Source organism: Streptomyces sp. CNQ329 (assembly GCF_000482585.1).
In genome coordinates, this window is record NZ_AXVU01000025.1 from 91,427 (window position 1) to 110,339 (window position 18,913).

Annotated in this window: 18 protein-coding genes and 1 tRNA gene; 8 read left to right on the forward strand and 11 right to left on the reverse strand. The window is 71.3% G+C overall.

All coding sequences use genetic code 11. From position 1 onward, the window contains the following. The first annotated feature begins 275 nt into the window (after positions 1–275). A complete protein-coding gene (locus I003_RS0118430) occupies positions 276–1,154 on the forward strand; it encodes a Yip1 family protein (protein ID WP_027772853.1) in 879 nt (292 codons plus the stop codon). Between the two features lie 38 nt (positions 1,155–1,192). On the opposite strand, the gene dcd is transcribed toward I003_RS0118430, so the two are convergent. Both dcd and I003_RS36495 read right to left on the reverse strand, forming a co-directional pair. Continuing rightward, on the reverse strand, positions 1,193–1,768 hold the full coding sequence (dcd, locus tag I003_RS0118435; RefSeq protein ID WP_027772854.1) for a dCTP deaminase: 576 nt from the start codon (positions 1,766–1,768) through the stop codon (positions 1,193–1,195). Between the two features lie 28 nt (positions 1,769–1,796). After that, positions 1,797–1,967: a hypothetical protein gene (locus I003_RS36495; protein ID WP_199784318.1), complete on the reverse strand. Its 171-nt coding sequence runs from the start codon at positions 1,965–1,967 to the stop codon at positions 1,797–1,799. Between the two features lie 202 nt (positions 1,968–2,169). On the opposite strand from I003_RS36495, the gene I003_RS0118445 reads away from it, so the two are divergent. Then, positions 2,170–2,243: transfer RNA gene (locus I003_RS0118445), tRNA-Gly, on the forward strand. 144 nt (positions 2,244–2,387) lie between these two features. Next, positions 2,388–2,831, forward strand: coding sequence for a hypothetical protein (locus I003_RS0118450; protein WP_486584277.1), 444 nt, complete (start codon positions 2,388–2,390; stop codon positions 2,829–2,831). Positions 2,832–3,135: 304 nt separating this feature from the next. On the opposite strand, the gene I003_RS0118455 is transcribed toward I003_RS0118450, so the two are convergent. Continuing rightward, positions 3,136–3,822 carry an NAD(P)-binding domain-containing protein gene (locus I003_RS0118455; RefSeq protein WP_199784321.1) on the reverse strand — a complete coding sequence of 229 codons (687 nt, stop codon included), beginning with the start codon at positions 3,820–3,822 and terminating at the stop codon, positions 3,136–3,138. Between the two features lie 79 nt (positions 3,823–3,901). On the opposite strand from I003_RS0118455, the gene I003_RS0118460 reads away from it, so the two are divergent. Next, entirely contained in the window at positions 3,902–4,279 is a 378-nt protein-coding gene (locus I003_RS0118460; RefSeq protein WP_027772857.1) for a winged helix-turn-helix transcriptional regulator, read from the forward strand. A gap of 163 nt (positions 4,280–4,442) precedes the next feature. Here the strand turns inward: I003_RS0118460 and I003_RS0118465 are convergent, their stop codons facing one another. From I003_RS0118465 to I003_RS0118480, 4 genes are all read right to left on the reverse strand, one after another. After that, on the reverse strand, positions 4,443–5,273 hold the full coding sequence (locus I003_RS0118465; protein ID WP_027772858.1) for an ABC transporter permease: 831 nt from the start codon (positions 5,271–5,273) through the stop codon (positions 4,443–4,445). Next, complete coding sequence (locus I003_RS0118470) at positions 5,273–6,196, reverse strand: ATP-binding cassette domain-containing protein (protein ID WP_027772859.1); 924 nt, start codon at positions 6,194–6,196, stop codon at positions 5,273–5,275. The genes I003_RS0118465 and I003_RS0118470 overlap by 1 nt, the downstream gene beginning before the upstream one ends. Positions 6,197–6,282: 86 nt before the next feature. After that, on the reverse strand, positions 6,283–6,951 hold the full coding sequence (locus I003_RS0118475; protein ID WP_027772860.1) for a response regulator transcription factor: 669 nt from the start codon (positions 6,949–6,951) through the stop codon (positions 6,283–6,285). Continuing rightward, positions 6,948–8,135: a sensor histidine kinase gene (locus I003_RS0118480; protein ID WP_486584278.1), complete on the reverse strand. Its 1,188-nt coding sequence runs from the start codon at positions 8,133–8,135 to the stop codon at positions 6,948–6,950. The genes I003_RS0118475 and I003_RS0118480 overlap by 4 nt, the downstream gene beginning before the upstream one ends. A gap of 768 nt (positions 8,136–8,903) precedes the next feature. Between I003_RS0118480 and I003_RS32620 the strand changes: the two genes are divergently transcribed. Beyond that, on the forward strand, positions 8,904–9,653 hold the full coding sequence (locus I003_RS32620) for an SGNH/GDSL hydrolase family protein (RefSeq protein ID WP_486584279.1): 750 nt from the start codon (positions 8,904–8,906) through the stop codon (positions 9,651–9,653). A 313-nt stretch (positions 9,654–9,966) separates the two neighbouring features. Here I003_RS32620 and I003_RS32625 read toward each other — a convergent pair whose 3' ends face one another. Both I003_RS32625 and I003_RS0118495 read right to left on the reverse strand, forming a co-directional pair. After that, on the reverse strand, positions 9,967–10,257 hold the full coding sequence (locus I003_RS32625) for a restriction endonuclease (RefSeq protein ID WP_051368320.1): 291 nt from the start codon (positions 10,255–10,257) through the stop codon (positions 9,967–9,969). Positions 10,258–10,610: 353 nt separating this feature from the next. Then, positions 10,611–11,663: a beta family protein gene (locus I003_RS0118495; RefSeq protein ID WP_027772862.1), complete on the reverse strand. Its 1,053-nt coding sequence runs from the start codon at positions 11,661–11,663 to the stop codon at positions 10,611–10,613. 451 nt (positions 11,664–12,114) lie between these two features. On the opposite strand from I003_RS0118495, the gene I003_RS0118500 reads away from it, so the two are divergent. Next, the gene (locus tag I003_RS0118500) at positions 12,115–14,325 is read left to right on the forward strand and encodes a hypothetical protein (protein ID WP_027772863.1); all 2,211 of its coding nucleotides are present in this window, start codon (positions 12,115–12,117) and stop codon (positions 14,323–14,325) included. Between the two features lie 5 nt (positions 14,326–14,330). After that, a complete protein-coding gene (locus tag I003_RS0118505; RefSeq protein ID WP_027772864.1) occupies positions 14,331–15,929 on the forward strand; it encodes a hypothetical protein in 1,599 nt (532 codons plus the stop codon). Positions 15,930–15,969: 40 nt separating this feature from the next. Here the strand turns inward: I003_RS0118505 and I003_RS36940 are convergent, their stop codons facing one another. Together I003_RS36940 and I003_RS0118515 are read right to left on the reverse strand one after the other, a co-directional pair. Continuing rightward, a complete protein-coding gene (locus I003_RS36940; protein WP_486584280.1) occupies positions 15,970–16,095 on the reverse strand; it encodes a hypothetical protein in 126 nt (41 codons plus the stop codon). A gap of 94 nt (positions 16,096–16,189) precedes the next feature. Continuing rightward, the gene (locus I003_RS0118515) at positions 16,190–18,664 is read right to left on the reverse strand and encodes a SpoIIE family protein phosphatase (protein ID WP_078564151.1); all 2,475 of its coding nucleotides are present in this window, start codon (positions 18,662–18,664) and stop codon (positions 16,190–16,192) included. Between the two features lie 44 nt (positions 18,665–18,708). Here I003_RS0118515 and I003_RS0118520 point away from each other — a divergent pair. Beyond that, the coding region (locus tag I003_RS0118520) for a transposase (protein ID WP_199784319.1) at positions 18,709–18,913 on the forward strand (205 nt) is incomplete at its 3' end.

Here is an 18,913-nt window from a genome sequence, read left to right on the forward strand (position 1 = left end):
CCCCCGGCCGGGCCCTGGCCCACACCCGGGGCGCCTGCCCACACCCGCCCGCCCCGACGAGGGCACCCGAGCCCGCGGCACCCGGCCCACGCTCCCGGCTCACGCCCCACGCGCCCCGCCCGGGTCCCACGCCCCCGCCCGCGTCCCCCGCCTTCCCGCCCGCCCCCGGCCCGTAAGGCGGATCCCCTACGGGACGTACCGTCGTGGCCGTAAACATCCCCCGTATTCCCGGGGCCCGGTGACCTCGGCGGGCAAGACCAGGTACGTTCGATCGCGTGGCAGGATTCAGAAGGGGCCGGGGACACCAGCCCCACGGCAGTCGGCAGCAGGGCCCGCCCCAGGGCGGCCCCCCGCCCTACGGCGGACCGCGGTACGGCGGTCCCCCGCCGCCGCACGGGCAGGGACAGGGGCAGCCGTACGGCGGCCAGTGGCAGCAGCCCCGCGGCAGCCACGGCGCGGGCCCCGAGTACTACGCCGGCGGCCACGACCCGTACGCCGCCGACCGCCCCGGCAACACCCAGCCGTACGGCGTCGGCGTCGGCCCCGGCGACTACGGCCCGTACCACGACGGTGACGTCTACCGCGCCGGCGAGGCGGCGGCCCCGCCCGTAGGCCCGCGGCTGCACTGGAAGGACCTGCTCAGAGGGATCGTCTTCCACTCCAGCCGCACGTTCTGGCAGATGCGGGACCACAGCATGTGGGGCCCCGCGCTGACCGTCAGCTTCCTCTACGGCCTGCTCGCGGTCTTCGGCCTGGAGCAGGCGCGCGACGAGGTGCTCAACTCCACGATCTCCGCGAGCATCCCGTGGATCATCGCCACGGGCATCGCCGTGACGCTCAGCGGCCTGGTGATGGGCACGGTCACGCACACCCTCGCCCGCCAGATGGGCGGCGCGGGCGCGCTGGCGCCGACGGTGGGGCTGGCGATGCTGATCGTGGCGATCACGGATGCGCCGCGGCTGGTGGTCGCGATGTTCGTCGGCGGCGAGGCCCCGTTCGCGCAGGGCGTGGGCTGGCTGACGTGGCTGGCGGCGGGCGTGCTGCTGACGTCGATGGTGAGCAAGTCGCACGACCTGCCGTGGCCGCGGGCGCTGGGGGCGTGCTCGATCCAGTTGGTGGCGCTGCTGGCGCTGTTCAAACTGGGCACGCTCTGACGCGGACCCCGGCGCCGGGCGAAGACGCGGCCCCCGCGTCAGACGACGGTGCGGTGAAAGTTGAGGTACGAGCGCGAAGGCGTGGGCCCGCGCTGCCCCTGGTACCGGGAGCCGTACTTCGCCGATCCGTAGGGGTGCTCCGCGGGTGAGCTGAGCCGGAACATGCAGAGCTGCCCGATCTTCATGCCCGGCCACAGCTTGATGGGCAGCGTGGCGACGTTGGAGAGCTCCAGCGTCACGTGCCCGCTGAAACCGGGGTCGATGAAGCCGGCGGTGGAGTGCGTGAGCAGCCCGAGCCGCCCGAGGCTGGACTTGCCTTCGAGCCGGGAGGCGATGTCGTCGGGCAGGGAGATGACCTCGTACGTCGAGGCCAGCACGAACTCCCCCGGGTGCAGGATGAAGCACTCGTCGCCCTCGGGCTCCACGAGCCGCGTGAGGTCGCTCTGTTCGACGGCGGGGTCGATGTGCGGATAGCGGTGGTTCTCGAACACCCGGAAGTAGCGGTCGAGGCGTACGTCCACGCTGGAGGGCTGGATCATTGCGTCGTCGAAGGGCTCGATCCGTACCCGCCCGGCGTCGACTTCGGTCCGGATGTCCTTGTCAGAGAGCAGCACGCCCCGACCCTACCGGCTGCCCTCCCGGCTACCGCGTCTCGCCCTTACCCACCGGCACGACGTTCCGCAGCCGCGCACACCGCGGACACCGCACGAGCCCGCCGGACCCGATCCGCCGGGCCGCACCGACGTTCTGCATCGGCAGCGAGGCGGTGCTGAAGACGTGCCCTTCGGCACATCGGACGACGGTGGTCTTCATCAGACTCCTTCCCGTAACGCAACAAAAGCCACACTACGGGACCAACCCCCCACCACCCCACGCCACCCCCACCCACCGTAGACCCCAACTCCCGCCCCCACCCCCCACATCCACACCGCCACACGAAGCAACCCCCCGGCGACCTCGCCGGGGGGCACGGATACGGTAGAGTGGCAGCGCAGCGCCCTTCGGGGCGTCTTACGCGGGCGTAGTTTAATGGTAGAACATGAGCTTCCCAAGCTCAGAGCGCGGGTTCGATTCCCGTCGCCCGCTCCACGACAAACCCCCAGGCCAGAAGCCCGGGGGTTGTTTGCTGGGCGGGGTCAGCGCAGGTCCGCGTGCCAGATCCGTGCCACATGGGACCGTCGGTCGCTCGCACAGTGATCTCGCAACGGACACCCCCAGGAGCACGCCCTCCGCGTGTGCTCCCACGACGCAGTCGGTGGCCTCCACCTCCACCCCGTCGGGCCCCTCGCCCGCCTCTACCGACTCCAGACCCTTGTCGAGCAGCGACGCCGCGCCCTCCCGCTGGAGTTGAACCCCAGAGGACCGCACCCCGCATCCAAGATCACCCGCCCCGCCGGCCCTTCGCGCGAGCGGGTGCTCCAGCGCTACCCGCTGGAGATCCACCGCCGCCTGGGCCGTTACTACCGGCTGGGCAACCTCTGGGCGGACCTCCAGACCAAGCCCGCCTTCACCTCGTTCCTCAGCCGCCGCATCGTCACCTCGCCCGCCGCCATGCGGTACCTGACGCGCCTGCTGGTGAACGTGACCGACGACGGCAACGGCCGGGACACGCCCGACCGCGTCGTCAACGCACTGGTACGCGCCGTCCCGGCGCAGGTCCCCCGCAAGCGGCGGTGATCACGCCCTCCTGTCTTGGAGCCCTCCGGGTCTGGCCGGAGTGGTGCACGGCGGGCGCACGAAGCAGGATCAGGGACGGGACCGCCAACAGGACGAACACGGCCCTGAGAGCGATGGCGTACACCCGCGTCTCGGCGACCGCCGTGCCGCCGGGCGCCGCCGGCACGAACGGCGAGGTGATCGGCACCGGACCTGGCGGCGACGAACACCGCCTCGCCCTCTCCTCGACCGCCTGCTGCACCTCCGTGTCCAGGTCGTCGAGCTTGTCGAGGTGGGCTTCGGCCATCTCGCGTCTGATCGATGTTCAGGTGCTCGACCCCACCACATTGCGGCCCGATTCCTGCGGGCCCGGTCCTGTTGCGTACGCCAGTGGGGGTGCGATCGCCTGCACGTCGGCGCCTTCGCCGACCCACAGGCCGATGAACAGCGCGGCGGTCGCTTCCAGGAGGCCCGCTCGGTCGAGGCCACCGCCTGCCACGGGCCGGCAGCCGGCGTCCCGCACCAACGCACGCACCTGCGCCAGCGCCGCTTCGTCGTCCCCGCAGACCGGAACGGCCAGCCGCCGCCCGTCGAAGACGGGCGGCGCCATGCGCCACACATCCTCGTGACAGAGATTGAACGCCTTGACGACCTGCGCTCCTGGCGCCGCCGCAGCCAACTGCTCAGCGGCAGAACTGCCGCCGGGCGTCAGCAACCGGAAGCCCGGCCCGACCGGATTGGAACAATCAATCAGTGCCTTGCCGTCCAGGGCGGCCCGCAGTTCCCGCACCACCTCTGCTCCCGCGCCGAAGGGCAGCGCGGCCAGCACCACCTCACCGAACTCGGCCGCGGCATCCAGACCGGCAGGCTGAGCACCGTCCCCGATCCGCGCCGCGAGCCGCTCCGCCTTGGTCATATCCCGTCCCCCGATGGCCACGTCATGGCCGGCTCGCGCCCAGTGGGTGGCAAGCGCGTCCGCCATGTTGCCCGTCCCCAGCACACCGATTCTCATCGCGCGGTTCCCTCCCAGGACTGCTTCTGCTTCGACCGTCACGACGACGCTATGGGGCTTGTCGGGCACCATGTGGTACGTGACCACCGACCCTCTCCTCGCCGACTGCCGCGCCCGCCTGGCCTTCGACCTGCTGTCCAACACCTGGAACGCGGTCGTGCTCTGGGCGCTGCGCGAAGGCCCTCGGCGCCCGGTCGACCTGCGCGCACAGATCGGGGGTATCAGCTCCAAGGTCCTCACCGAGACACTGCGGCGCCTGCAGTTCAACGGGCTCGTCCACCGCCAGGCACACCCCGGGGCGGCACCACCGCGGGTCGACTACCAGCTCACCGCACTCGGCCGTTCCTTGCTGGCGCCCATCGACGCCGTCGGTGCCTGGGCGTTCGAGCACGGAGACGACGTCATGGCTGCGCAAGAAGCCCACTGCACCGCCACCCGTGGACCTTCCTCACAGTGACCGCAGGCGTCGCCAGCGGCTGAGTGCAACGTCGGATCCCGGTCTCACCGCCCGAGTGGATCTACTTCACCCCGCCGAACAACAGAGGAGGCGTGGACCGGCCCCGACCATGCACCGGTTCGGCAGATGTCGCCGACGACCGGTGTCCTGCGCGTGGCGCACGTCACGCGTCGCGGCGCGCCAGTGCCACTCCCGCGGCGGCCAGGCTTGCGATGACGTAGCCGGCGAAGACCAGGCAGGCCGGAAGCGGGTCGAGGAGGTCGGGCTGGTTCTGGACCGTCAGCATGGCCTTGCCCGTGGTCGCGGGCAGATAGGGCGTCACCTCGTCGGCGAGCGAGGCCGGCAGCAGGCCGGCCAGCGAGTCGAGCAGGAAGACCGCGAAGCACACCGTGGTGACGGCCAGCGCGGTGCTGCGCATGAGCACGGCCAGGGCGACGCCGATCAGGCCGATGCCGGCGAGGTAGGCGGGGGTGGCCGCCAGGGCGCGCAGCACACCGGGGTCGGACAGCGACGGGGCGACGCCGTGACCGTCCAGCAGCGGTACGGAGCCGAGGAAGGAGACCGCCACGGAGATCGCGCCCACGGTGGCCACGACCGCGCCGAAGACCAGGGCCTTCCCCCAGAGCAGGGGCAGGCGCGTGGGCACGGCGGCGAGGCTGGCACGGATCATGCCGGTGGCGTACTCGGTGGACATGAAGAGCACCCCCAGCGCTCCGGTGAGCAGTTGGGCGAAGAACACGCCGCCCAGGACGGCCCCGACCGGGGTGGTGGGGACGAACGGTGCGTCGTCGATCTCGGTGCCCGCCGCGAACGTCTTGGCCATGGCGGAGGAGGAGAGCGGGCCCAGGGCCATGAGCAGCACTGCCGTCGCGGCCAGGCCGACGGTCAGGGCACGGACCGAGCGGAGCTTGATCCACTCGGAGTGCAGCACCCGGGGCAGGGTGACGCCGGGGCGTCGGGTGTCCGCGCCGCCATCGGTCGTGAGTACGGTCATCAGGCCGCCCTCCCGGCGGGTTCCGGCGCGCGGTACTCCACCGCGTCACGGGTCAGTTCCATGAACGCCTCCTCCAGTGATGCCTGTGAGGTGGTGAGCTGGTGGACGGGGATCTGGTGCGCGGCGGCGAGGTCGCCGATCCGCTCGGCGGCGACGCCTTCGACCGAGAGTTCGTTCCGCCCGGCGGTGGTGACGGTGACGTCGGGGCCGAGGAGCAGTTTTTCCAGCCGGTCGGCCTGTGGGGTGCGTACCGACACCCGGCGTCCGGACAGGGTGCCGGTGAAATCCTCGGCCGGCAGGTCGGCCAGCAGCCGGCCGCGGCCGATGACGATGACGTGCTCGGCGATCTCGGCCATCTCCCGCATCAGATGCGAGGAGACGAAGACGGTGCGGCCTTCTCCCGCGAGCCGGTTCAGCAGGTCGCGGATCCACAGGATGCCCTCCGGGTCCAGCCCGTTGACCGGCTCGTCGAGCACGACGGTCCCCGGATCGCCGAGCAGCGCCGCGGCGATGCCCAGGCGCTGCGACATGCCGAGGGAGAAGCTGCCTGCCCGGCGCCGGGCCACGTCGGTCAGCCCGGCCAGGTCGAGCACCTGAGAGACACGTCGCCTGCCGATGCCGTTCGTGGCCGCCAGCGCGTGCAGGTGATCGAACGCCGACCGGCCCGGGTGCCCGCCCCCGGCTTCCAGCAGTGCCCCGATCTCCCGCAGCGGGGCCGGGTGCTCGTTGGGGGCGCATCCGCCTACCCGCACGGTGCCGGCGGTCGGGGCGGCCAGGCCGAGGATGACGCGCATGGTGGTGGACTTCCCGGAGCCGTTGGGGCCGAGGAAGCCGGTGACGATCCCGGGCCGGACGCTGAAGGACAGCCGGTCCACGGCGGCGGTGGACCCGTAGCGTTTGGTGAGTTCGGTGACTTCAATCATGGGAGCCACGGTGCCGGGAGCCGGGTGTCGCCGGCGTCCCCTCACCGGGGTCAGTCGGGCCTGCCCCGCGGGTGGTACGGGCAGACTCAGCCCGAGGCCGTCACCAGGCCGGTCTGGAACGCGATGACCACGACCTGCGCCCGGTCCCGTGCCCCTAGCTTGGCCATGGACCGCTTGAGGTGCGTCTTGACCGTGGACTCGGCGAGGAAGAGCCGCTCGGCGATCTCGTCGTTGCTCATCCCCGTGGCCACCAGCGCGACGATCTCCCGCTCCCGCTGGGTCAGCACCTTCAGCAACTCCGGGACCGCACCGTCCGTACGGTCTGGCCGGGCCAGAAACCGGGTGATCAGGCCGCGGGTCGCCGTAGGAGACAGCAGCGCGTCCCCGCGTGCCACCAGCCGGATCGCGTCGGCGAGTTCACGCGGCCCGACGCCCTTGCCCAGGAAGCCGCTGGCACCGGCGCGCAGCGCCCGCAGCACGTACTCGTCCACTTCGAAGGTTGTCAGCACCAGCACCCGGACCCCGGCAAGACCATCGTCCGCGACGATCTGGCGGGTGGCCTCAAGACCGTCCAGCTCCGGCATCCGGATGTCCATCACCACCACGTCGGGGCGGGTGCTGCGGGCCAGTTCCACCGCCTCGACGCCGTTCGCCGCCTCACCGACCACCTCAAGGCCGTCGGCCGCGTCGATGAGGGAGCTGACCCCCGCGCGAATCAGCGTCTGATCGTCGGCGAGCACGACACGGACCGTCATCCGCCGCTCTCCTCTCCGCCCGTCGGCAGCCGGGCCAGCACCCCGAACTCTGCGCCGCCGCGCGGCCCGGCATGCAGCGTGCCGCCGACGGCGGCGACCCGCTCGGCCATGCCGGCCAGCCCGTAGCCAGAAGGTCTGTCCGCGCTCTCACCTGCGCCGTTCACCCTACCGGGAGGCCGTGCAGCCCGGTTCTGTACGTCGATGCACAACTCGTCCGGACGGTACGACAACCGCAGCCGTACGACCCCGTGGCGGCTGCCGTGCTTGCCCGCGTTCGTCAATGACTCCTGGATCACGCGGTACGCCGACAGACCGACGGCCGGCGGCAGCTCCCGGGGTTCGCCGGACACACTCGACTCCACCCGCATCCCGGCCGTCCTCGCGTCGGCCACCAGCCGCTCCAGGTCCGCCAGCCCGGCCGGTGGCCGCACGGGCTCCTCGCCGGCATCACGGCCGTCGGGGTCACGGAGCACCCCGAGCACCGCCGTCAGCTCGCCCAGCACGGTGCGTGCGGCGTGCTGGACGTGCTCCAGCGCCTCCTCCGCCTGCTCGGGCCGCGACCGCAGATGCAGCGAGGCGACTCCCGCCTGCACGTTGATCACCGCGATGTGGTGCCCCACCGAGTCGTGCAGTTCACGCGCGATGTGCAGCCGCTGCTCCGCCGCCTGCCGCCGTTCCCGTTCCCGCCGCGCCACCTCCAGGGCCCGTCTGCCGCGCACGCCGTTGCCGCCGGCGAGAGCCGCCGCCAGCACGGCGATGAGCAGCAGTGGCCCCTCGGTGCTGTTCGCGCCGACTGCCGCCTCGGCGAGCGGAACCCCCGCCGACAGCCCCACGACCGCCGCCACGCCGGACCGCAGCACGGTCCGCCGCCCGCTCACGACGCCGACCCGGTAGCCGGTGAGCCCCACCGCGACCAGCCCCGGCTCCGCCATCCGGAGCGCCGTCACCAGTACGCCGGCGCCGCACGCCAGCGCCAGCGCGGCACTCGGCAACCGGCGCCACAACCCCACGCCGGCGGCGGCCAGCAGCGCCGCGACGGGCACGACCGGGCTCCGCGCCTCGTCCAGTCCCCGGCCCAGCACACCGGCGCCCATCAGCAACCCCAGCGCGGCGTCGGCAACCCACCCCGGCAAACGCCGCCCCACCCGCGCCCACCTGCCCACCCGCGCCTCCACCCGGTTCACGCTTCCACGCTAGGAAGCAACCCCCGGTGGCACGTCCCCCCACAGAGGGAGCCGGAACGTACCACCACAGGAGGAGCGACCTGCCGGGATCACGTGCCCTGGTGGAAGCTGTCCTCGCAGTTGCTATCTCATGGCGTGCGCAACAATCGCCTGGTCGTGCCCGATGCGTGCCCGTCAGGGTGGTCAGCGAAGGTCAACAGCGGTCACCAGAGGCATGCCGAGCAAGCACGGGCGAGTCGCGTTCTCTCTGGTCAGCGCATCGGATGCGCTAAAGGGTCCGGTGCTTCCCAAGCTCAGAGCGCGGGTTCGATTCCCGTCGCCCGCTCCATAACGAATCCCCAGGTCGGCGACCTGGGGATGATGAGTTGTCTGGACCAATGGAAGCCGCGTGCCATCCGCGTGCCATAAACCCCGAGGCCGACACAAGTCGCCCCTGGACACAGGTCAGGCTTACTTCCTTCGATGTGCGTCCTGACGATCATCCCACCGCCAGGACCCCGTACGTCGACCGCGAGAATCCAGTTCCACGATGGGCTCACTGCCGGAAGCATTTACGCAAGCATCGCTTCGCGCTATACAAATGGGAGCGCTCCCAGAACGCGACCGCTCCCTCTGACTCCCCGCCAGAGAGGCATCGGCCATGCATAGGTCGTCCGGCAGCAGCAGTGGAACGAACTGGCCCCGCTCGAAGCCGCGAGATCACCTTGACCGTCCCCGACGACAGCGTCTGGGCAGCGACCATCCGACCTCGAGAGGAAGCGACCACACGTGTTACGACGCAGGCACGCTCTCGCCGGCTTGATCACCCTGCTGGCACTCATTGCAGCCCTGGTGCCCACCTCCGGCGCCGCCCATGCCCAGCCCGGTGCCGGAGTGCGGGTCATGCCGCTCGGCGACTCGATCACCGACGGCTTCACGGTCCCCGGCGGCTACCGCATCGACCTGTGGGAGAAGCTCGTGGCAGGCGGTCAGGACGTCGACTTCGTCGGCTCCCAGTCCAACGGCCCCGACAGCCTCGGCGACAAGGATCACGAAGGCCACTCCGGATGGACGATCTCTCAGATCGACCAGAACATCTCAGCCTGGCTGGCCACTTACACCCCTGACACCATCCTGCTCCACATCGGCACCAACGACATGTACGGCGGCGACCCCGCTGGAGCGCCGCAACGGCTCGCCGGCCTGGTCGACCACATCACCGCGCAGGCGCCAGACGCGAACCTCTACGTGGCGACGATCATCCCGCTGGGCTTCAACGACTCCGTCGTGCGGGCGTTCAACGCGACGATCCCGGGAATCGTGGAGAACGCGGCCAACGCCGGCAAGAACGTGCACCAGGTCGACATGTACAGCGCGCTGACCACAGCCGACCTGGCGGACGGCGTCCACCCCAACGCCGGCGGCTACAGCAAGATGGCCACGGTCTGGTACGACGCTCTCCTCCCGGCACCCGGCCACGTCGGCGACTCCGCGGCCCCGACCGCGTGTGCCACACCTGCGCACGTGCTGTGCGCCTGACCGCGGGACCGCACGAGGTGGACCGCCCGTGATGTGATCACGAACGCGAAACTGGTGCCAGTCTCCATCGACAGGCTTGCGGAGGGACGTTGAGCCTGCCGATCAGGCTGTCGTCCGGGTATGGAGCCGTGAGGGGAGTCTCAGCCCCGGGTCACAGTCGGCCGCGCGGGGCCGTCTCCATGGCGACGCGTCGCTCTCACACGCCCCGACGTCGAGGTGGTCGCAGTGGCATCGCGCAGCTTCCACACAGCTCCGTTGCAGGTGCACGCCCGCGGGCGCCGGCGGGCCTCGGACGCCGCACAGGCGTTATGCCCTATCGCGGTTTGCGCTTGGGTGGCACGGGGCCGGGGATGACGTCGAGGTTCATGTGCTCCTTGAACAGGTGGACGAGGTTCGCGCCGTCGAGGAGTTCCAGGCGGCCGTGATCGTTCGCGAATGCCTCGCTGGCGCGATCGAACCAGGAGGTGGTGACGAGAATGCCCTTGGCCGCACGTTTGTGTTCCACGACGCCGGCCAGCGCCGAGACGGTACAGAACGGCACGACGTGCTTGGTGCCCTTGGCTTGGATGATGCACAGGCCCTTCATCACCGGGTCGGTGTTCATCGCCGCTCGCGCGCAGGACCCCGGCGCTCAGGTCGAGAGGAAATCCAGTGCCGCACGAACGGCTCTTTCCAGATCCCTGGGGCCGCATGCGACCCGCAGGATGCGGCCATCCGCGGATCTGTGCAGCCACGAGCCGTCGACGCCTTCTTCCACATCAGGCGCAAGGGTGACGCCGTCCTTGCTCGTGCCGGGCAGATCGACCTGGATGGTGGACCCGTGAGTTCCCGGCTCCCGAGTCCCTGATTCCACCGGTTCGCCCGGGGCTGCGAGAGCACGGCCCGATCGCTGCCCTGGGCGGCACGCTGCGCGCACCGGGCCTGCGTGGTTTTCGGCATGTCAGTGACCGCCCGGTCTCACGGCACGCCCATGGTGCGCAGGGATTCCGTCACGACAGCCAGGTGATGCGACGTGGCCCAGGCGCGCCAGTCGGCGGGACCGCCGGCTTTTCGGCGCAGCCTCCGGGCGCATACGGCGAGTTGAGCGTCTCCCCAGGAGAGGGACTCTCCGCGCACGGGCCAGAGGTCGGAGCGCACGAGATCCTCGCAGAGGAGGAAGAAGCCGTCGTTGCCCGCGTGGTGGTTGTGCGCCATCGACACCGCCCAGTCCCCGCCCACGGTGTAGCGGAGGTTGGGTGGCGTGCGGCGCCTCGCTGCGACGCTCATGGCCGTGTGGGTGATCCCGTAGTCCCCGAAGTGCGGCGTGGGGCCGTGGAAGGCATGGGCGGCCTTCCGCCAGAGTGCGGCGTCCCATCGGCGGAAGGGGTGCAGGCGCTCGCGGGCCAGTCCGCGGAGTGTACGGGGAAATGCTCCGGACGCCAGGGTCACGGAACGCCAGGAAGTCCGGCTCGCCCAGCGCAGGGCGTGGAGCATCCGCGGTACGGCGTCGGCGACCGCCGTGTCTCCGGAGACGTAACCCCCGTCCAGAAGCAGGTCGGTCTCCTCGGCCGCCAGGGACAGCCCACGCAGGGTTCTCGCTGTCAGCCGGTCGGCCGGCGCCAAGTCGGCGGGCAGCCGGTCCACGCCCACGCGCATCACCGCGCCGCCCCCGTGCGCGCGGTGGACGTCCCGTACCTCGGCGAGCGCACGCGGGGGATCGCAGGGCCGGAAGACCGGTACCAAGGTGAGCAGCCAGGCGCCGAACGCCTCGCTGAGCCAGCTCAGCGGAGGGCCCTGCCAGACTCCCCCCACCGGCCCGTGCCGCCAGAGTGCTCCGCAGTCCACCGCGAGGTCGAGGCCGGGCGGCAGATGCTTCCAGGCGTTCTTGCGGAACGTCTCCAGGACGTCCCGCACCGCCTTGTCCGGCACGACCTCCATGACGGGCCGCACCGCTGCCTGGACCTCCGCTCCCATGTGGCCGAGTGCGGTGAACTCACCGCGTTTGCCCTTGAGTATCGGAACGTACGCCATGGCCGCTCCCGGGACACCGATGAGGCCGGCCGCCTCGGCTGCCGTCTCGGTTCGAGAGTGCGGGACGCGGCAACAGCACGACAGGGGGAAAACCAGTCATTCGCCCTTTTACTGGTCAATAGTGTGCTGCAGGAGGCACCCGGGGCGAACGAGGTCCGATGTGCCGCGACCAGGGAACTTCGGCGACCGCGCCCTCTTCGGCGCCCCCGCGGCTGCGCGCGGCGTACGCGCAGCCTTGGATCTGCCTGCGCGACGGGCCGGCGTGAGACCGGCCTCCCTCCGCTTCCCGCCCCTGCAGGCGGGCCCGGGCGAAGGAGGTGTGAATGCGTCAACTCCCCTGTCGAGGTGGGTATTTGCCAGACATGTTCGATGCTGTTCGCTAACGTTCTCTGCCACATGGGTCACTCGTCCGCCCCGTCCACGCGGGGCCGCAGCCCCGGGGGGAGAGGGCGTGCCTGGAGAAGTGGAGTTCGGCGGCCTTCTGGGCGACAGGGGCTTCTTCGCCCACCTCTTCGGCCGGTCGCCGTCGGGCTCCGGGCGGAAGTTGCTCTACGAGGACGACCTCCCCGTGGTGCTCCTCAACGGTGGTCCCGGCATGGACAAGACGCGCCTGCTGCACGCCGTGCGCGACCGCTTCGCGACCGAGGTGCCGGTGATATACCTGGACTGCCGCCTGGAGGTGTACGCCGCCCGCGCCCGCGCCGAGCCCGACGCCCGGTCGGCGGCGACCGAGGCGCTGTTCGAGGTGGCCGAGCGGCTGCGGACGTGGAGGGGAACGGGTGGCTCGTTCACCTTTCCGCGGCTCTTCCCGGGCCTGGCGGTGCTCGCGACCGGCGTGCGCCAAGGCACCGCGGGGGCGGTGGCGACGGAGGTCGAGCGGTACGAGCAGATAGCCCAGCGGCGGCGGCGCCTCGGGCTGCGGGCGGGCGACTTCTGGAGTGGCGTCATTCAAGGAGGGGTCCGCAGTCTGCTGATGACCTTGGCAGGGCAGGCCCTCGGCCCGTATCCGGCGGCCGTCCTGAGTGCCCTGGCGGACGAGCTGATCAAGCAGTCCGCGCACCGCGGCCGGGCGGAGCTGGAGCGGATCTACGGCGCGTACCCCGGGGCCGCCGGGCAGCCCAAGCACGGGCTGATGAACCTCGCCGCCGACTTCCACGCCGGCGGCGAGGACCGCCGGCCCGCCGAGGACTTCCTCTTCCGCGTGCTGCGCGAGGACCTGGAGGCCAACTACGCGTCGGCGAGCGGCTATATGCGCCGCGTCGGCCGCCCCGGCCTGCTCCTCGACCACGCCGACGCGCCGCTCGGCCAGGGGCTGTTACGGGCCGTGCTCGCCGACCGCCGCGACGGGCAGCGTGACCGCACGGTGGTCGTCGGTACGGCGCGCCGTGCGGACGGCGGAGAGTTCCTGCACGCCGGGCTGCCCTCGGACCGGGTGGAGCCGCCGGCGTCGTTCCGGCCGGCAGACGGCTATCCGGCAACGTGGACCAGGCGGACGGCGGGCGCTCCGGGCGGCGCCGATCAGGCGGTGCTCGCGGACGGGGTGCTGCAGGTGCGCATGCCTTATCTCAGCGGCGTTCAGATCGGCGAGGAGACCGCGCGGCTGCGCAGCCACGGCGTGCCGACCGGCGGCGCCAACGCCCTGCGCCTCGACGCCGCGGTGGAGCGGCTGAGCGGCGGGCGGCCGCACTCGGTGACGCGCCTGGCCGCCGCAGCCATGTCCTTCCAGATGCCGCCCGACGCCAACGACCGCGACCTGCTCGCCGCCCCGCTGCGCGAGAGCGGAGCCGTCGAGCGGCCGGTCGCGGACGTCCTGCTTGAGGAGCTGATCGAGCGGGAGTTGCCGACGGAGCTGCCGGATCAGCACGAGGAGCACTGGCTGGACCTGCTCACCCATCTGTCGATCGCCCACGACCGCGCGTGTGCGGACGTCCTGCTCCGCCACTACCAGCACGGCCACGTCGACCCGCTGACCGCGGACCAGGTCTCCAGGCTGCTTGTCGATACCGGCTGGCCGCGCTGCGAGCGGCACTTCATCGGGGACTTCGGGCTGCGCCAACTGCTGCTGCACCGGTTGTACGGGCTGCTCCCCGACGGCGCCGCGTGGAACGCCGACCATCAGTTGCTGCGCGACCACTACGAACCGGAACCGGCAGCCGCGGCCGACCTCGCCGCCCCGCAGCCCTCGCCGCCGTCGCCGCCGGAGGAAACGCCCCCCGCCTTCCGCTCCCCCACGGCCCACCACCTCAACCACCACCTGGTCTCCGGCGGCGTACCGGACGTGGTCCGCCACCTGGTACGCCGGCTCCCCGGCCGGCCGGAGGCGTGGTGCGCGGAGCTGCTCGAGATCGCCCAGGCCCCGTACCCCCTGGGGGCGGACGCCCGCAGGCAGCGGGCTCTCGGCCGGGTGCCGATGGAGGGCGAGCCGCTGGACGTCACCGTCGACCGGCTGCTGCACGCGGTGTGGCTGTGCGAGGAGCGCACCCGCCCGACCGGGGAGGCGATGGCCCGCACGCTGACCTCGCTGCTGAACCTGCTCGGGACCATGCGCTTCGACGGGGCGGGGCGGCTCGGCGCCGCCACGGCCGACTGGCCCGGTCTGGTGGCCAATCAGCAGCCGCTGCTGCGCTGCACGTGCACTGATCAGATGGGCCGGAGGAGGTAACGCGGATGCCCAGGTGGTTGAAGCTGCTCATCGGACTGCTGGCCGTGGCCGCCGCGGTGGTGGCCGGCTGGGGCGCGAAGACGCTCTACGACGAGGCCCAGAAGCCGGACACCTGCGCCGAGGGGGTCGAGAAGATCGACGGGGAATGCATCGGCGTCACCGCGGAGGGTTATGACTTCAGCACGCCGGAGATCCGCGACGTGGCCCGCGCCATCGCCGCCGAGAACAGGCGGATCGAGGACAAGCCGCATGTCACCGTCGCCATGATGCTCCCGCTCCAGTCGGACACGCCCGCGACGCGACGGCAGATCCGCAGCGACCTCCAGGGCGCCTACCTGGGCCAGCGGCACGCCAACAAGGGCGTGGGCGAGCCTCCGAAGATCCGCCTGGTGCTCGCCAACCCCGGCCGCTACTACCGCCACCAGGAGCAGATAGTCGACACCCTCCTGGAGATGGCCCGGTCGAAGTCGGACCGGCTGCGCGCCGTCACCGGCTTCAACCTCAGCCTCGACACCACCGAGGCGGCCATCAAGCGCCTGACCGAACACCGGATCCCGGTCCTCGGCTCCCGGATCAGCGGCGATCAGCTCGCGAACAAGGACAATGCGGACGGCACGGGCCGGCTGACCTTCCCCGGCCTGGCCCGGATCATCCCCACCAACGGCGCCGCCGCCCAGGCGCTGGCGGACTTCAACGGCGAGCAGGGCCGCAGGGACGAGCGGACCGTGCTGGTCTACGACTCCCGCGAGGACAGCTACGTGGAGTCGCTGGCGGATGCGTTCAGCAGCATCGAGGAGGTGGGCCCGGCGGGCCAGGCGGCGATCCCGTTCGAGTCCCCGGCCCTGGACGAACCCGGCACGACCGGCAACCAGTTCGGCCACATCGCCAACAGCATCTGCGGCTCCCGTGCCGACACGGTCTACTTCGCGGGCCGCACCCTGCACCTGCGGATCTTCGCGCTCAAACTCGCCGCGGTGGAGTGCGGCGAGCGCAAGTACACCATCATCAGCGGCTCCGACGCCGCCTCCCTGCGGCAGAACATGTCCGAGTCGGACTGGGAGGGCCTGCGGGGTGAGGACGGGGAGCCGAAGGTGAAGGTGCAGTACGCCGCGCCGGCGCACCCGGACGCGTGGGATACGGAGATCGCGGAGTGGCCGGGAGAGCACGGGGACGAACCGCTCCCCCAGTACCTCACGGAGCCCAGGGACGCCCTGCGGGAGCTGGAGGAGGAGATCGAGGCCGTGGAGGACGAGAACATCTCCCTCGGCGCCGCCCCCGACCTCCGCGACTCCCGCACCATGCTCGTCTACGACGGCCTCGTCACCATCGGCCAGGCGCTGCACCAGGTGCAGCAGGGCAGCCCTGAGGACGTGCCGAGCACCCGCGACGTCGGCGGCCAGTGGCCGCTGCTGCAGTCCCGGCTGCGGGTCCGCGGCTCCAGCGGCCTGATCTGTCTGACCAGCAGCGGCAATCCGTACGACAAGCCGGCCGCGGTGGTCCAGCTCGATCCGGGCACGGAGGGCCGCGGCCAGCTCAAGTACGTGGGTCTGGGCTGGCCCACCGGCGCTCCCCAGCCGAAAGACTGCGTCATCCCCAGCGGGTAGCCCGGAGGGCATGCGGCAGACCGGGCGCTGCCGTGCGCGATCACAGCGTCAGCACGGTGTTCGGCATGTCGCAACGCCGGGACCGGCCGGTGGGGAGCCGGGGGGTGCCGTCGCACTGCTCCGCGTACCAGGCGCCCGGTGCGCCGAGGAGATCACGGGGTTCCACCGGGGGTTGGCTCCCAGGGCTCGGCCGGCCGGGCCGAGCCGTCCGGCAGGTTGATGTGCGGTGTGGGGGCGACTCTCGTCGAGCCGGGTCAGTGTCAGGCGGAGGGGCTTGTGGCCGTGCGGGGGAGGAGTTGTTCGGCCCAGATGGTTTTGCCGTCGCCCGTGTAGCGGGTTCCCCAGCCCTGGGCGTACTGGGCGACCAGGAACAGTCCGCGGCCGCCTTCGTCGTCGGCCTGGGCCTGGCGCAGGTGGGGGGAGGTGTTGCTGCCGTCGGAGACTTCGAGGATCAGGTTGACGTCGCGGATGAGGCGCAGGTCGACGGGGCCGGAGGCGTGACGGATGGCGTTGGTCACCAGTTCGCTGACGATCAGTTCGGCGGTGAAGGTGAGGTCGTCCAGATGCCAGGCGTCGAGTTGCCCGGCGGTGAGGGACCGGGCCTGGCCGACCGCGGTGAGTTCGCAGGGCAGGCGCCAGGTCGCGACGTTCTCCTCCTTGATGGAACGCGGTCGGGCGACGAGGAACGCGACGTCGTCACGGGGGCGGTCCGGGAGCAGCAGGCGCTCCATGACTTCGCAGATCTCCTCCAGCGGGCGGTCGGGGTACGCCAGGGCGAAAGCCAGCCGGGTGAAGCCGAGATCGATGTCGCGGTCCTGGGAGGCGGTGATGAGACCGTCCGTGTAGAAGGCGAGGACGCTGCCTTCCGGGATCTTGAGGTGCGTGCATTCGAAGGGCAGGCCGCCGAGCCCGAGCGGGGGTCCTGCCGGGATGTCCAGGAACTCGACGGCTTTGTCGGGGTGGGCGATGGCGGGCGGGGGGTGTCCCGCGCGGGTGATGTCCGCGGTGCGGGAGACGGGGTCGTACACGCAGTACAGGCAGGTGGCCCCGATCACGCCGGGGATATGGCGGTCCGAGGTCTCCGCTTCGTCGAGTTGGGCGACCAGGTCGTCGAGGTGGGCGACGAGTTCGTCGGGCGGCAGGTCGAGGGCGGCGAGGGTCTGGACGGCGGTGCGGAGGCGTCCCATGGTGGCTGCCGCGGTCATGCCGTGGCCGACGACGTCGCCGACGACCAGCCCGACGCGTGCGCCGGACAGGGGCAGCACGTCGAACCAGTCTCCGCCGACGCCCGCGTGGGTGTCGGCCGGCAGGTAGCGGTAGGCGGCTTCCACGCCGGTGGGGGTCGGCAGGTCCTTGGGAAGGAGGTGGCGCTGGAGGGACAGGGCGGCGCGGTGTTCGCGGCCGAAGCGCCGGGCGTTGTCGATGCAGACGGAGGTGTGGGCGGCGAGTTCCTCGACGAGGAGCAGGTCGTCGGCGTCGAAGGCTTCGGGGTTCTTCCAGCGCACCAGGGTGACCACCCCCATGGTGACGCCGCGGGCGCGCAGGGGCACCACCAGGTGGGAGTGGATGCCGACTTCCCTCAGCTTGTCCGAACGCGCGGCGTCCTGGGACAGCCAGGGGGTCGACAGGTCCACGGTGGGGTCCAGCACGGGCCGGCCCGTGGTCACGCAACGGTGCTGGGGCGACGTCTCGGAGTAGGTGACCGGTGCCCCCAGCGCGGCCCCGGATTCCGGGAGCTCCACGCGGATGGACTGCTGAGCGCGCCGGATCAGTTCGGCGGAACCGGCGGTCAGGACGGGGTCGGGCTCGTGGCCGTCGATGACGGCGGCGGTGAGGTCGACGGCGACGAAGTCGGCGACCTGCGGCACCAGCACCTCGGCGAGTTCCTGGGCGGTCCGTTCGAGATCCAGCGTGCTGCCGATGCGGATACCGGCCTCGCTGATCAGGGTGAGGTGCCGTCGTACCTGGTAGTAGCTGGTGACGTCGAGCACCGCCTGGCCCATGCCCAGGGTGTGGCCGGTGAGGTCCTGAAGCCTGAAGGACGAGCGGGAGCGGACGTGCGGCAGATGGGAGGAGGAAGCGACCGGGGGTTCGACGTGGGAGACGGCGACCTGCGGTTCACCGGACTCCAGCACCTCCCGGGCGCGGGCTTCCGTGACGGGACCGGACTCCTCGGGAACGGTGTCGGCCAGGGCGCGGCCCAGCTGGAGCCGTGCGGGCACGCCCTCCATGCGTTCCAGCGCGGGGTTGATCATGACGAGTCTCAGTTGCGGGTCGACGACCGCCAGCCCGAACGGGGACTGGGTGAACAGCTCGCGCAGGATCGCCTGCTCGCTTTCCCGCGCCTGTGCGGTGGCGAGGTCGGTGGCCACAATGAGCCAGCTCGCCTGCTGTTCACGCCCCAGCGGGCACGCCTGCGCCCTGACGTCGAGGCGGCTGCCGTCCCGGGGGTGCGCCGTGAAGGTCCCCGTCCATCCTCTTCCGGCCAGGTTCCGTTCGGCTCTCTCCCAGCGCTCATGCCAGGGGACCTCCAGGAACTCCGTGACAGGGTGTGAGATCGCCTCCGACGCAGCGTAGCCGAGGAGCGCCTCTGCGCCACCGTTCCAGAACTGCACCAAGCCCTGTGGGCCCACCACGATCGCGGCGGTTGCGTCCTCGGTAGTGGTGTACGGGTTCGACCTGTTCCGGGGGTTTGTTCCGGCGTCGGGATGAGTCCCGCATAGACGAACGGCCACCGGCTGATCTTCGAGATGTCGAAGGCTCGAAGGAGATCAGCACGATGACCGCACCTGACAGTGTGCCCCTGCACGCCCTGACCGAAGACAACCTCGCCGCGGCGAGTCCCGACCTGCTGCGCGTGATGGTGAAAACCTTCGCCGACGCGCTCATGTCCGCGGAGGCCGACGCCCTCTGCAACGCCGAATACGGGCAGGTCAGCGACGAGCGGGTCAACCACCGCAACGGCTACCGCCCGCGGGAGTGGG